At 44.1% G+C, this 13797-nt stretch carries 18 protein-coding genes; 3 read left to right on the forward strand and 15 right to left on the reverse strand.

Annotation, left to right across the window (positions count from 1 at the left end; all coding sequences use genetic code 11):
- Positions 1–22: 22 nt before the first annotated feature.
- Positions 23–367, reverse strand: a complete 345-nt coding sequence (locus IHV80_RS21380; protein WP_192890882.1) for a winged helix-turn-helix domain-containing protein — start codon at positions 365–367, stop codon at positions 23–25.
- Positions 368–601: 234 nt separating this feature from the next.
- The gene (locus IHV80_RS21385; protein WP_192890883.1) at positions 602–1495 is read right to left on the reverse strand and encodes a helix-turn-helix transcriptional regulator; all 894 of its coding nucleotides are present in this window, start codon (positions 1493–1495) and stop codon (positions 602–604) included.
- 50 nt (positions 1496–1545) lie between these two features.
- Between IHV80_RS21385 and IHV80_RS21390 the strand changes: the two genes are divergently transcribed.
- Positions 1546–2943 carry an MATE family efflux transporter gene (locus IHV80_RS21390; RefSeq protein ID WP_192890884.1) on the forward strand — a complete coding sequence of 466 codons (1398 nt, stop codon included), beginning with the start codon at positions 1546–1548 and terminating at the stop codon, positions 2941–2943.
- A gap of 119 nt (positions 2944–3062) precedes the next feature.
- Here IHV80_RS21390 and IHV80_RS21395 read toward each other — a convergent pair whose 3' ends face one another.
- Both IHV80_RS21395 and IHV80_RS21400 read right to left on the reverse strand, forming a co-directional pair.
- Entirely contained in the window at positions 3063–3458 is a 396-nt protein-coding gene (locus IHV80_RS21395) for a nitrous oxide-stimulated promoter family protein (RefSeq protein WP_192890885.1), read from the reverse strand.
- Between the two features lie 2 nt (positions 3459–3460).
- The gene (locus tag IHV80_RS21400; protein ID WP_192890886.1) at positions 3461–3976 is read right to left on the reverse strand and encodes a GNAT family N-acetyltransferase; all 516 of its coding nucleotides are present in this window, start codon (positions 3974–3976) and stop codon (positions 3461–3463) included.
- Positions 3977–4073: 97 nt separating this feature from the next.
- On the opposite strand from IHV80_RS21400, the gene IHV80_RS21405 reads away from it, so the two are divergent.
- Complete coding sequence (locus IHV80_RS21405) at positions 4074–4274, forward strand: DUF2986 domain-containing protein (RefSeq protein WP_192890887.1); 201 nt, start codon at positions 4074–4076, stop codon at positions 4272–4274.
- A 122-nt stretch (positions 4275–4396) separates the two neighbouring features.
- Here the strand turns inward: IHV80_RS21405 and IHV80_RS21410 are convergent, their stop codons facing one another.
- The 9 genes from IHV80_RS21410 to IHV80_RS21450 all read right to left on the reverse strand — a co-directional run bounded on the left by IHV80_RS21410 (position 4397) and on the right by IHV80_RS21450 (position 11114).
- Positions 4397–5320 carry an ABC transporter substrate-binding protein gene (locus IHV80_RS21410; RefSeq protein WP_192890888.1) on the reverse strand — a complete coding sequence of 308 codons (924 nt, stop codon included), beginning with the start codon at positions 5318–5320 and terminating at the stop codon, positions 4397–4399.
- A 2-nt stretch (positions 5321–5322) separates the two neighbouring features.
- Positions 5323–6198: a metal ABC transporter permease gene (locus IHV80_RS21415; protein ID WP_192890889.1), complete on the reverse strand. Its 876-nt coding sequence runs from the start codon at positions 6196–6198 to the stop codon at positions 5323–5325.
- On the reverse strand, positions 6198–6932 hold the full coding sequence (locus tag IHV80_RS21420) for a metal ABC transporter ATP-binding protein (RefSeq protein ID WP_192890890.1): 735 nt from the start codon (positions 6930–6932) through the stop codon (positions 6198–6200). The genes IHV80_RS21415 and IHV80_RS21420 overlap by 1 nt, the downstream gene beginning before the upstream one ends.
- Positions 6932–7867 carry a metal ABC transporter solute-binding protein, Zn/Mn family gene (locus IHV80_RS21425; protein WP_192890891.1) on the reverse strand — a complete coding sequence of 312 codons (936 nt, stop codon included), beginning with the start codon at positions 7865–7867 and terminating at the stop codon, positions 6932–6934. The genes IHV80_RS21420 and IHV80_RS21425 overlap by 1 nt, the downstream gene beginning before the upstream one ends.
- 49 nt (positions 7868–7916) lie before the next feature.
- The gene (locus tag IHV80_RS21430; protein WP_192890892.1) at positions 7917–8495 is read right to left on the reverse strand and encodes a DUF6162 family protein; all 579 of its coding nucleotides are present in this window, start codon (positions 8493–8495) and stop codon (positions 7917–7919) included.
- Entirely contained in the window at positions 8492–8827 is a 336-nt protein-coding gene (locus tag IHV80_RS21435; protein WP_192890893.1) for a hypothetical protein, read from the reverse strand. The genes IHV80_RS21430 and IHV80_RS21435 overlap by 4 nt, the downstream gene beginning before the upstream one ends.
- A gap of 116 nt (positions 8828–8943) precedes the next feature.
- Positions 8944–9780 carry a DUF4198 domain-containing protein gene (locus tag IHV80_RS21440; RefSeq protein WP_192890894.1) on the reverse strand — a complete coding sequence of 279 codons (837 nt, stop codon included), beginning with the start codon at positions 9778–9780 and terminating at the stop codon, positions 8944–8946.
- A 101-nt stretch (positions 9781–9881) separates the two neighbouring features.
- The gene (locus IHV80_RS21445) at positions 9882–10400 is read right to left on the reverse strand and encodes a DUF2271 domain-containing protein (RefSeq protein ID WP_192890895.1); all 519 of its coding nucleotides are present in this window, start codon (positions 10398–10400) and stop codon (positions 9882–9884) included.
- 84 nt (positions 10401–10484) lie between these two features.
- On the reverse strand, positions 10485–11114 hold the full coding sequence (locus IHV80_RS21450; RefSeq protein ID WP_192890896.1) for a PepSY-associated TM helix domain-containing protein: 630 nt from the start codon (positions 11112–11114) through the stop codon (positions 10485–10487).
- Positions 11115–11531: 417 nt separating this feature from the next.
- Here IHV80_RS21450 and IHV80_RS21455 point away from each other — a divergent pair, with 417 nt between their 5' ends.
- Complete coding sequence (locus tag IHV80_RS21455; RefSeq protein ID WP_192890897.1) at positions 11532–11852, forward strand: hypothetical protein; 321 nt, start codon at positions 11532–11534, stop codon at positions 11850–11852.
- Positions 11853–12000: 148 nt separating this feature from the next.
- On the opposite strand, the gene IHV80_RS21460 is transcribed toward IHV80_RS21455, so the two are convergent.
- Together IHV80_RS21460 and IHV80_RS21465 are read right to left on the reverse strand one after the other, a co-directional pair.
- A complete protein-coding gene (locus IHV80_RS21460; protein WP_192890898.1) occupies positions 12001–13179 on the reverse strand; it encodes a tetratricopeptide repeat protein in 1179 nt (392 codons plus the stop codon).
- Positions 13176–13796: an energy transducer TonB gene (locus tag IHV80_RS21465; RefSeq protein WP_192890899.1), complete on the reverse strand. Its 621-nt coding sequence runs from the start codon at positions 13794–13796 to the stop codon at positions 13176–13178. The genes IHV80_RS21460 and IHV80_RS21465 overlap by 4 nt, the downstream gene beginning before the upstream one ends.
- Position 13797: the final 1 nt, after the last annotated feature.

Here is a 13797-nt window from a genome sequence, read left to right on the forward strand (position 1 = left end):
TTATTATTATATGAATAGATTATCAACAGCGTGAGTCAACATTTAACAAATAACCTTCGTTAGATATGGTATGTATACATTTACATCCTAATATCCTACGAATTTCACACACTGCGACAAGCACCGAAGCCGATGTGACCGCCTTCCCCGCCCAACCAACACGCTTGAGAAGCTGCTTGTTGATCACATTACCTTTATTTTGATACAGATAAAAAAGCACTCTTCTATGTGGCTCAGAGAGTGTGCCAATGATTGAACCACAATCCTGTTTTCGTACTATTTTTGTCGTTAATTGAAACTCTTTATTATTTATAATGAGCTTGGATGGAAATGTAACATCGTCTACATCATTAGCTAATTGTTGCATTGGTTCCTCATCTATCATCACTATCTTTTGGATATATTTCCAATAATATCGAATAGTGTAAAGATACTAAATCACAAGTTAACCGAATACAGTATTATTACTGTAAAATTTGATCTTACGACAACGAATAAAAACCACACCAAATCATTCAACACCCAACTAACAGTCTTGATAATCAATCACACTCACTGACACCATTTGAAACAGCGTTTGTGGTTGTCATTTCTTGTCGAACTAGTTAGAAACTCGTTGGCTTTTGCGATATTGGCTCGGCGATAAACCAAAGTGCTTTTTAAAACGATGTGAAAAGTTATAAGGATCTTTGTAGCCTAAGCGGTTAGCAATCATCGACACTGACCAATCTTGCTGCTTCAACAAACTGGTCGCTTTGTCCATTCTCAGCTGAATCAATTTGCTGCGAGGAGAAACGTTAAACAACGACTTTGTGACTCGATTTAACTGCTCTTCGCTAATGAAAACACGCTCGGCCATCCCCGCGACTGTCCACGCTAAATGGAGACTGCTCTCGATTTCGTTGTATAGCGCCTGAACACGTGCCGTAGTGCTGGTCGATTTAGGCTCAAAGCCCGTTAAGGTTCGAATGATCTCGCTCATGAGTAGTTTTCTGTAACTTGCACGGCCGCCAATTTCAAAGTGAACCAAGTTCATCAACGACCAGATTTGTTCGCACTGTCCAAAAGGCACAATGCTCTGACCTAAACTCGCAATATGCTGCCATTGCGGGGTATCAGGCGTCAGCATCCACGCCATTTTCCAATAGTTGTATTGAGGATCAAGCTCAAAGCGAAATGGTGTTTCCGCAGGCAAAACCACAAGTGTGTATGGCGAAATAGCTTGTACCGAGGTTGCGGTTGTTAGAATGCCGCCCCCTTCTTGAGTGAAAATTAGTGTATGAACGTTTACGGATTCACGCTCAACCCAATACGCATCATATAACTTCGCCATGCCACCCATGTAAACACCGCAGCTTTTCATTTCTGGGATATCTTCAACGGTTAAAAAACGTTCTTTGCAATGCTGTGCGAGAAAAACATCATCTTGCCAGATAGATTTAGGCTTCATTGCATCAATGACGGATTCGCACAGGTTTTGTTGTTTTTTAAACATGTTGTTACTTCACTCAAATCACTATAGTTCTGCCATAAATCGGAGTGCTTATGACAACTAACATCAACCCTAACTCATCTATGAATAACAAGCCAGAGAGCATCTTACCTCGTATTGTTAAACTTGGTTTACCTGTTGCTTTGCAAAGTGCGCTGGTTGCTATTCTTGCCCTTGCTGACGTCTTAATGGTTAGTGATTTTGGTATGGAAGCAGCAGCGGCTGTGGGAATTGCATCAAAATGGCACTTCGTCGCTATTATGATTATGGCAGGGTTGGCCTCAGCAAACGGAACATTAGTCGCTCAATACTGGGGAAAGAATGACCGTAAAAGCGCTCGTACCGTGTCATCCATCGCAATGGTGTTTGGCTTAAAAGTTTTGCTGCCTGTCACTGCAATCATCACTCTTGGTTCTCAGTTTTTAATGATGTTGCAAACCAGCGATCAAACCGTGATTGAGCTTGGTGCCACTTACCTTTGGTACGGCTTCCCTGTTCTGCTGCTGACTCATATTGTGGTCGTGGTAGAAGCAAGTATGCGCTCTTCAGGTGACACCGTAACTCCACTATTGTTAGGCGGTGTTACCATCGCACTTAACATTGCGCTTAACTTCGTTCTTATTAAAGGTGCTTTCGGCATTCCAGCAATGGGCGTTGCGGGTGCTGCATTGGCGACAACTTTAGCGCGATTGATTCAAGTGGGCTTGATGTATAGCTACATGCGTATGCGTAAGCACTGGCTGTTAACCACCCCAAGCTCACCACATCGTCCGTCACTGTGGCTGTCTTACCGTCGTATTGCGTTACCCCTAACGATGAACGCAGTGTTATGGGCAATGGGTACCATGGCGTACCAAATGATCTTCGGTCACATGGGCACAACTGAACTTGCCGTGTTTTCGATGCTCGCGCCTTTTGAGTCGCTGTGTTACTCGATATTCTTTGGTATCTCAGTCGCCTGTTCAGTATTACTTGGCCACTCACTCGGCCGTGATGAATTTGATGATGCAATGAGCATGGGTCTGACGTTCATAAAAGCTGTGGTTGGGTTTGGCGCAGTTGTTGGCCTTCTTCTCTTCCTAGGTAAAGAGCAGGTGTTGAGTTGGCTGAACTTAACAGACGAGAAACTATACCCACTCGCCGCGCCTGCAATGATGATCATGTGCTTTGCTGTCGTAATTCGCATGCTAAACATGGTGATCATTAACGGTATAATTCGTGCTGGTGGTGACAATGCATTCTGCTTGCGCATGGATTTCATTGCGATGTGGATGGTTGGCATTCCAGTGTGTGTTTACGGCGCATTTGTCGCTGGATGGGATTTCAAATACATCTATGGTCTGATGTTGGTAGAAGAAGTGGTGAAACTAGCCATCTGTTCACACCGATACTTGAGCCGACGCTGGATCAACAACCTAACGGTTACCTATGAAGAGCCTCAAGCGGCGTAATCCTTTACGTTTAAGGTTTAAGGTTTAAGGTTTAAGGTTTAAGCATCGAATATAAACACAAAAAGGTCTGAGAAGTCAGACCTTTTCGTTTCTAAAGCTTTGATACTGCAAACAATACGTTACTTCTTGTTCATTCGGATATGACGATTAGACACATTCGGCAGCGGCTTTTCAGGCACTTTCCGTTTTTCATGTATCAAATGTCTGATCGCTAAAATCGGATGCTTGAGTAGCATTCTAGGCCCAGCATAACGCATCACTAAACGCATCTGCTCTTTCGGGTCGGGTTTGTAGCAATGAATCGGACACTTGTTACAGGTCGGTTTTGCTTCACCATAAGGGCACCTATCGAGCCGTGTTTCAGCATAACGCAACAGTTGCTCACACTCTTCACATAACGAGTTATTCAAACGAGCCGCACTGTGGTGATCTTTACAATAAATATGCACCATCGCAATAACGGTTTTGTACTCCGTCTTTAGTTCGCCTTGTAGAATGTTGTTATGTTGGAACATGATTAATTACCTAATGAGAAACCGTACAGGTTGAGATTGACGTTTTCATTTATCGCCTCTTCAACTCGTTCGAACACAAAACCTAACTTAGTCAGTAGTGCGATACTTCGAATATTATCAGAGGTTGTGATGGCAACTAAATGATCGATATCAGCATTATGTTTAGCTTGTTCAATTATCGCTTGTGCCGCTTCCAACGCAAAACCTTGTCCATAGACTTCAGGGACAAAACCATAACCAATATCATGCGACTCAAGTGTATCTCTTTTAATTAATCCACAGACACCGATTGGCGTTGACGACTCTTTAATTTCAACCGCCAATAAGCACACACCTTTCTCTTGATGCATTTTGAGAATGTTGTTTTCGATGTATTCAACAGCCTTGTCAGTATCTGTGATTTCCTTGTCTCCTATGTAACGCAGGAAATCTTCTGAGCTATATAATCTCTGGATAAACGCCGCATCTTGAGGTGTGATCATTCTTAATCGTAAACGTGCGGTCTCGACTGCCTGCATAGTGATATTTTCCTTGCTGAATACCATGTAAATATTGAGTTCTAGATCTAAAATGATTATCCTCCACCGCATAAACTAAATACAAGGCTATGCAGCAATGAACCGTAAGAAAAAAATCAATCAAATTCTAAAGAAACGACAGAAACAGGCGAATTCTAAACTGCATGGTAGCAACAAACCTCGCTACATCTCTAAAGCTGACCGCGCAAAAATGGAAGCTGAAGAGCAAGCGAAAGCCGCTCAAGAGCAAGCAGAAGGTACAGTAGACTTAGCTGAAGAAACAAAAGCTGCTGAATAAGCGTTTTGCTCTTTAGTCATCTTGCGGATTACGAACCGACAAGAAAAAAGCAGCCTAAATTGGCTGCTTTTTTGATCGTATTAAAATCTAACTGAATGACACTGCCGATTTTCTTTTTACGCCTAGCCCTTGAAAGGCTCAACTTCCCAGCGAGCGAATGGTGCTTTTGCGTTAACCCCTGCTCTTCCCCAACGGTCTACCGAGTCAATAACAAGAATTCGCTCATTCGGTACCAATGATTTAATCAAGTTGCTTGGCTTTTTCGCTGTGACTAACCAAAGTGCATCGTCTTCTGAAAACATCGCTTTTAGCTTCGCTTTATCTTCCTCTGTCCATTCCAGTTCGGCTTTGAACATGCGTTCTTCAACAAACAGTTGGCTACCAGACGCGAAATCTTCCAAGCTTTCTGAAAGCAGCAATACTGAATCCACGTCATTGTCGAGCAATACTGCTTGTTGCTTATTAATCAGCTCACGAACATCCAACATCACTCGTTGTAGGTTGCTATCAATCGTTTCAGCTTGTGTCGGCCACAACAACTTAAAGTCATCAGCCACAATCGCCGCCATACGCGTTAAGTTAGTTGGGTTTAACCACGCGTATTTGGACACATCACCACTCGATAATGTCAACGCAGCAACACCTTGAGCTCGCGGGGTAATCGCTTGAGCAGCATCAACCTCAACCAAACGAATGTTGCCTTGTCGTGCGTATACGAACGTAGGATCAGCCTGCCAGATAGATGACAACGTTAACGCAACCGTCGCCTTCTCCCCAGACTTAAGCACTTTGTTTTCGCCCTTAGTACCAAACCAGTTTGGCAGGCGATCAATACCGTAGCGCTTTGGCGGAAGATACTCGGTTGTTATATCCGTGCCTTTGGTTAACTCAGTTGCTAATGCATAAGTCACAGGTGTACTGGTTAGGATATCTTCAGCATGAACGTTGAGTGACACCATTGAGCCACCTAACAGCATGCAGCTAACTGCACTCACTTTAGCCGTGGCTTTTACTGAGCTTGAAATACGATTAATTAAGGAAGTCATAATTACGCCTTTCTTACAATTCGGTATAGCGTTGCCGCTAGGAAAAACGTCGCGGAAACGATAATAATTGAAGCGCCGGATGGTACCGGTAATTTTAATTCCATAGGCAACACCGTTCCAACCAAACACGCGATGGTTGCCAGGAGTGCAGACAGTAGTACAAAGCTACCCATGCGTTTAGTCAGCAATCGAGCCGTCGCACCTGGGATCAGCAATAGTGCACCAACCAGAACCGCCCCCACGATCTTCACGGCTGCAATCGTCACTAATGTAATCATCATGACAAACAAGTAGTCGTAAAAACTGGTGTTATAACCACGTACCTTGGCTATATCAGGGCTGATACAAGTCAAAAGAATACGGTTGAACGTCGGTATCAAGAGCAGAATAATGAGTGCGCAGCTGCCTGCAAGAATCGCTAAATCTTGGTCTGTTACCGTAAGAATCGAACCAAACAACACGTTCTCAAGCATGTGAATATTGATCTTACGTGCCACGTACATCAGTAACGCCGCACCCACTGCCAATGCTAGTGCAAGGAAAACACCAACTAATGTATCGTATGGCACGTTGGTTCTGTTTCTTACAAAATGAAGAAGCAGAGCGAAGATCATACAGAAACTGAACAGGCCAATAATTGGGTTTTCTGGTGGCTCACCAAGCAGGACACCGATAGCAATACCGGTTAACGCTGCATGGCCTACAGCTTCAGAGAAGAAAGCCAGACGCTTTGCAATCACCAAGGTACCAAGGCCACCTAGCAATGGGCCAAGCAATAACGCTGCAACCAGAGCATTGACCATGAACGCATACATGAAGCTGCCTGATAACCAACCCGCTTCAACGCCACTTACGGCAAGTTGTCGTAACCAATCCATTACGCAACCTCCTTCGATTTAGCGATGGCTACACCACTGCTGTAATGCTGGAATAAGCTTTCAATTTTACTTGGATGCAGTACTTGCTCGTGTGGGCCACTATCAACCAAGAATCGATTCACAACATGTACATTAGCGTCAAGGCGACGTACTGCGGTTACATCATGGTGAACGGCAAGAATCGTACGACCTTCATCAACACATTCTCGAATTAGAGATTCAAGATAACGAACGCCCTGCTCGTCCATACCAGTCGTTGGTTCATCCAATACCAGTAGGCTTGGGTTATCCAACAGCGCTTGGGCAAACAGTACACGTTGCTGCTCACCGCCCGATAACTGACCCATGCGGCGGTCGCTGCGTGTCGCCATGCCAACGCGGTCTAACTGGGCAAGAGCAAGATCCAATTGCTTAGATTTACGGCGCCAAAACAATGGGATTCGCGTTTGATTAAGCAATACGAAGTCCATTACCGTCAAAGGTAAACTCGATTCGAAAGTCGCTTTTTGGGGAACATAACCAATACTGGGCTTTTCTGGCCAGTGGATATTGATTTGACCAGAGAAAGGCGTAAGTCCAAGTACAGATCGCAGCAAAGAAGTTTTGCCTCCACCGTTTGGCCCCATAATCACATGACACTCACCCGCTTTAAGTTCTAGTGAGATATCATCAAGAATCACGTTGTTATCGTATTGCAGGTCGAGTTTATTAATTGAGATTGATGGACCTAGCATTATGCGTTCCCGCTTTTAACTTGGTTCGCCGCCGCAAATTTCATTGCTTCGATTAACGTTTCTAGGTTTTTCTTCATCTCAACTTCCACTTTATCGTCTTCATATTCGCCGTGCGTCATGTGAGAAAAACGGTACAACTGAACGCCTGTTTCAGCTTCAATGGTGTCAACAAAACGGTTTGGCATATTTAGCTCGTAGAACAGAACATCAATACCCGATGCGCGGATCTTTTCGATCGTCTCTTGCAGTTGACTAGCACTTGGCTCAACACCGTGTGCAGGTTCAATCACCGCCGCCACATCTACACCAAACTCTTGGAGGATGTAGCCATACGCATTGTGTGTTGTCGCTACTTTCATGCCAGATGTGTCTAGCTCACCTAATGACAACATCGCATCACGCTTCATAAAACGAAATTGCTTGGCGTATTTGCGCGCGTTCTTGCGATAGAACGCAGCATTGTCTGGGTCGAGCTTAGAAACTTCACTTGCGATGGTGTAAACCTTTTGAATCGTGGTCGAAAGGCCAACAAAAGTATGCGGGTTCACGGCACCTTGACCAACAGACTGGCCTAATGCGGGAAGTAGAGGCACTTCTTTGTTTGCTTCGATCACCACTAAATCATCACGTTGCGCGGATGAAATCACTTTAAGCGCGAAGTCGTCGTGACCAATGCCGTTTACTACGATTGCGTCCATCTGGCTCAATCGTTTCAGGTCGTTCGGTTGTGGCAGGTAGTTATGTGGGTTGAAACCAGCGTCAACTAAAGGAAGAATGTTCACTCTGTCGCCTACTACGGCTTTCACATAGCTGTAGTAAGGTTGAAGCGTGATACCAATCGTCAGCTTGTCGCTGTCGACCTTGTATTCTTTTGCCAATGCATTGGGTGTCATGAACACCGCCAATAACGACATGAACAGAGTCATAATTCGCATAGTAAATCTCTTATTATTTGTAAATATTTTGTTTTTCGAGAGTCTCGGATTAATGAGAAGAAGCGTCATACTGGTCAGCAACTTCTGATTCATTCACCACCAATTTCCAACCTGCTGATTCCAGTGTATTTTCATCAAAGGTAGTCGGTTGGCTTGCTACGCCACCAAAGAAAATCCATATTTCCGGAGATACGCTGTTCGCGTTTAAAATAAAGGAATCGGCAAAGCCATGTTCACTTTGTGCAGGGGATTCGCTTGGCGTAGAAAAGTAATAACCACGCTCATCCAATAACCAAGCATGGGAACCTTTGCGCTTCCAACTCTGGTCTTCTACAAACGGGGCAACCCATTCATCTTTAAGTGACGCAACGCTCGGCCATTCACCGTCTGAGTCCATGCGTAGGTCACGAATCTCTTCATGAGCCAAACGTAACTCTGATAGCATCGCCAAGTTTTCTTGTTCTACATCCGTCACCAAAATTTGATGGTCAAGTACCGCTTTCACGTGGGATTCTGCCTGATGAAATGGGATAGCGACCGTGGCAAAGCTCAGGATGAATACAATGATCAGCCCTACCCATTTGCCTTCTCTGCCGCCCGTATCAGCACGTACGCCTTGAATCATCATTTTTCGCTGATCTCAACAACGTCTACTTCAACAGGAAACTCGTGGCCTGAATCAAACACAAGATAGAACTCAGTGTCGGGGTTTGGAAATTCAACGATAGAGCGCTTATCCGTCATCTCTTTTGCAATCAAGTTATCTTCGTAGTCGTACATCTCAACCGCGTAATCAATCGCTTTACTGCCGTCTGAGTAACCCGCTTCACAGACCACGGTTTTGCCTTCAAACCAGCAGCTCATCAGTGGAAAGTGTGCTTGCGCAGGTAATGCAGCGAAACCAAGTCCCAAAGCCAAGCATGGAGTGATTATCGATTTTAGTTTTGTTTTTATTGTCATGGTTTGTACCCTAGCCACAGTGCAAATTCTCAGTAATAAACTGAGCGGTAAAGGGCTCAAATGAGCCCTTAAGTTTTTTGGTTGCTTAATCAGGGAGCTAACCCTGATATCACAGATTATTGAAGCAGTGCTTCGAACGTTAGGTGAACATTCGCGCTCGCTTTGTCTGCCAATGGGTTGTCAATCAACTCACCTTTGTAGTTCGCTTTCATTACGTAACGACCTGCCACATCTGGAGTGAACGTAATTTCACCGTTCTCGTCACTCACAACATCAATCTGCTCTTGGTGGTTACGGTAAAGCGTACCTTCGCGAGTGATCTCCGCTTTCACGTCTTTTTGAACTTCACCGTTGTAGAAGAATTGGAACGTTACGGGTTCGCCTTCAATGATGTCTGAAGGGTGTGTAATAGGCTTCATTTCAAGTAGCTTGCCTTCAATCTTAAATACTGAATCCGATGGCTTACCCACTGTGATGTAGCTTTCTGCACGAGTGAAACTAATTTGTGTTACCACGTCACGCGATTTTGCAGGAAGAACCGAATCACGTTCCGCTTTGTTTGCTTTGATCCATTTCACAGTGTCACGACGGCCCGCTTTATATTGCGTGTAGTAAGAAGGCTCATTGTTAATCGCAACTTTGTGCGTACCTTCTTCTTCAAAATAGAAGTCGAAGATAGAACGGCGCTTACCACGAATAACAAAGTTAGGACGCTCGCTGCGACCGTCTGGCATGATGACATGAGCATTTTCGCTACCAGCAGGCTTATCAAACACAAACGTACCGTGAGACGCAGTTACGTCGAACGTTAGCCAATCACCACCTTCTTTAGATACAGTGAAGTGAGATGGCAGGATCCAACGCGGGTGAGCTTGCGCTGTTGTCGTTGCTGCTAAGCCAAATGCCATAACACCCGCTAGTGCAAGTGCCTTAATTTTTGTCTGTTTCATCATGTTCAATTCCATTATTTATAATTGTTAGCCGTGTCGCTCAATCTGAGCCTACGATGACGACTGTCTATTCTGTTCAGTTTGCTTTTGCGATTTCGCACTTACTATCTAGCGATGTAGTTCAGAGTGATTTCACCCGTCTCTTCCGTTGCCTTTAGCTCATATGAAGCATTTGTATCCGTTAGTGATACTTTTTGACGAAGGTAATTACGGCCACCGTGTTCGCGAACAACTTCGATATGAACCGTGTACTCGCCCTGTTCTAGAGTTTGGCCATCATCGCTCTTACCATCCCAAACGAAGCGGTACTGGCCAGCAGGACGCGTTGCAGACGTCACTGCATCAACCAATTCACGATCGTAACGTCCAACCTTTCTCCACCAGCTACGTAAGTCTTTAAGCCATTCATCTTTACCGACCCAAAGCTCAATGGTTTTCACTGACTTTCGTTCGCTGTTCTCTACCCATACCGCCACATAAGGACGCGCGTACATAGAGGTATCGATCTTTGGAAGCTTAAAGTTCACATCAAGTTTTGCCGTATCAGGGATCGCTTGTGCCATACCTAGGCTTGGCAAAAGAGATAAAGCAAGAAGCACCTTGCTCCAGTTCATTTTTTTCATGTTTAACAACCTTTTAAATCCGTTTAACCATTAATTATTTCTTCAAGTCGATTCATCAAACTGATTCGTCAAGTCAAATAATGGTTAAGGTACGGCGACAAAATAGATAGCAAGTGAGATTACAGACCCAAACACCGTCCATTTAATGGAGGTGTTGAGTGTTTTTTTCTTAGGTAACAGTAAGCACACGCCAGTAAGTACAAAGAAGACCATCAGTAGTGCTGTAATATCGATAAACCATTTCCAGACCTCACCGCTATTACGGCCTTTGTGTAGGTCGTTCAACAATGCGATAACGCCGTAATTCGTGGTTTCGACTTCGACCATTTCAGATGTCACGTCAACAAACACAGAAGCGTTGTAGCCTGGTCCTTTGAAGTCCATAGACACTTCACCGATGAGCAACTCACCGTCTTCAATCTCTGCGTAGATGTCCAAACCTGAAGGAACGCCGGAAAGGTTAGCTTCTTCAAACAGAAACGTTTCAAAGGCTGTTTCGTCAGCTTTTAGACGTCCGTCTTGGATCGTAAATACACTCGTGGGAAGCATTAGCGTAGCGCGTTGGATATTGGGTTGGCTTGACTCAAATAACTCAGGTCGGTTCAGGGTGATGCCTGTCACTGAGAAGAAAAGAACAACGAACAGAAGTGCCATTGAAATATAAACATGAAGTCGACGAGCCCATGATTGAACCGCCCTACTTTTTAACGACATACAAACCAATACCTATAAATTTTATGGCGTCAATTTAGTTGATAATCATTCGTATTGGCATTCAATTTACATTGTTTACGTTTGCCTAGCGGCGTAAGGAAATTTACATAACATTACATGGGAAGTAATCGAACTGTTTGCATATTCTTGCTAACTTGTACTAGAGGCAATTGATAAGTTGTATTTGAAGTTATCGATAGTAAGGTCAAACCTCAAAAAAATCTCAATATCAACATGCTTGATTGAGGTTGGTTTAAGGTAGAAGTTGTAGCTTTAAGGAATGAAAGTTGGGACTATTTGGTCGTTGGCTCACTTTGACGATCATAATCAACGATGATTCATCGGTTGCTATGGTTTGTTAAAATTCGAACCAATAACTGGTTTGATGATAGCTAATTAAGCTTAAAAGGATTTGAAATGCGTATTATTGTTTTGGCTTTTGCTGCGCTAGCAACAGCGTGCAGTAGCCAGATGGCCAGCACGGAAGAACATATCCAAAAGTATATAGGTTCAAACATAACCGATGTACAAGAACGGTATCTCACCGAACGCTCACGCCCTGTGAGTTTTTGGGCATCTCGAAACTATGCCTGGGTTGAAACGATGAAACCATTAGATAATGGTTATACCTTGCATGCCTTTAAGAACCCTTATCGTGACTGCACCATTAACTGGATCGCAGACACCAGTGGTGTGATTCAAAGTGCTACGCCTAGTGGGACGATGTGCGATCCGTAATCGATCAATCCGATGAGTAAAACTAGACCAACTCTAGCCACCAAAATTACGAGACAAATTAAAAAGGGTGTCATTTGAACGATCAAATGACACCCTTTTGCTGCTTTGGTTGTTTTCTTTTGTTTCTTCTGTTTCTGGCTATCAGCCGTTAGACGTTTCCGTTATCACTGACTGTTCGTAGCTGAGTCAGATATTTAATCCAACCTTTTGCTTCAGAAGATGGTTCAATGTTGTTTGCACGTTTTGCTTGAGTAAGCGCGTTATCAAGATTCTTTAGCTTGTACCAAGAACGTACTTTCGCTAAAGCAACATCGGCTTGCTTGTTCTTGTCTTTCACTTTATCCAAAACAACCAGAGCACGATCGTAGTAACCTTGCTGAACCAACAACTGAGCTACATTCCAATGATACTGCGTGTCTTTTTTAGACGCTAGCGTCCACACTTCAATGGCACTATCCCACTCTTTAGCTAACTGCCAGTAGGTTGCCTGCTCCGCCAGAAGTTGAACATCGCTGTTCGCATCATCTAACTTAGCGATCTCTTGTGCAGCACGCTCTGGAATGCCTCGTTTAGCATAAAGCTGAGCCAGTAATCTGCGGTCTGAGTTTTTCAGCTCAACACCTTGTAGATCGGCAAGCGCTAACGTGTTCAATGCATCTCGGTTACGTTCTAGCCTTAGTTGAATACCGACAAGTTGACGCCACCAGTTGTCTTTTTCTGGTTGAAGTTCAATAAGGCTTTCCAGTGTTGGGATAGATTGCTTCCACTGCTTTAACTGTAACTGTGCACCCAACTTTAGCGATAAAGGTGACAACTCTGGTTTTGAATTGAACTTTTCATGATGACCAATGGCCACTAGTACTTTCGACCAGTTTTCAATTTGGTATTCAGCTTGTGCAATTCGCATCCAAAGCGTGTCTTTCCTTTCTGTTTCTGGCACAGTTTTTACTAACTCATAATAGTGCGGAAGCGCATTTTTAAACTGCTGATCGTTTAATAACAGATCGGCAAGCATACGCTTCGTTACCCAAGCTTGTTCATCCACCAACAAATTAGTGTCTACGGCGTAAGTAAGCTGCTTAATTGCCTTATCGGTTTTACCATCTTGCCAGTAAAACACACCCAACATACGAGCTACGTACGCTTTGTCGTAGCCTTTAGAAAGCTCCAAGCCTGCAAGTACGTCAATCGCCTGTTTAACCTGTTCATCTTGAGCAAGCTTATGCGCCTTTTGAACACGAATAGCAGTATATTGGGTTAACTCTTGTGCCTGTGTTGTAAGGGCCATTAACAACAAGCCCACTAATATCCATATCTGTTTCATCATTTTGCCAACTTAAACTCTAGTTTCACGGTTTGACCAACCTGAGCTATCGCTTTTCCATCGACGACTTTCGGTTGATATTTCCATTTTTTAAGTGCTCTCATCGCTTCACGTTCAAACATACGACGTGGGTTTGCGTCAGTGACTTGAATGTCAATTGGGCGTCCCGTTTCATCGATGGTAAAAGACATAATCACATGACCTTCAGCGCCACGCTTAAGCGCTTTTGCTGGGTAACGAGGTTCAACTCGATACAAAGGCATTGCCTGTTGGTTCGACCCAAAATCCGAAAATGTCGGCGCGTTAATCGCTAGGCCATCAACCGACGTATTCAAATCCAATGAAGGCAGTGAAGACATCGAATTCAGAGGCGTGACTTCAGCTTGTGACTGAGACGGTTGCGCTTCTGGTGGCGGCTCTGGCATTTCTGGCTGTTCAGGAACTGCACGTTGTCTTCTTTGGACTTCTTGTTCAGCTTCAACCATCACCATGTTGAAACTTAACGTCTCACTGTTGTCTGGTGACCGCTGGTGACCATTATCAACCATCCAAGCCATGAAAGAAAACAGAGCTAAACCCAATGCACCTGCTAACGGTAAAGCAAGAAATAGGCGAATCATT

This window comes from Vibrio bathopelagicus, assembly GCF_014879975.1.
Lineage (GTDB): Bacteria > Pseudomonadota > Gammaproteobacteria > Enterobacterales > Vibrionaceae > Vibrio > Vibrio bathopelagicus.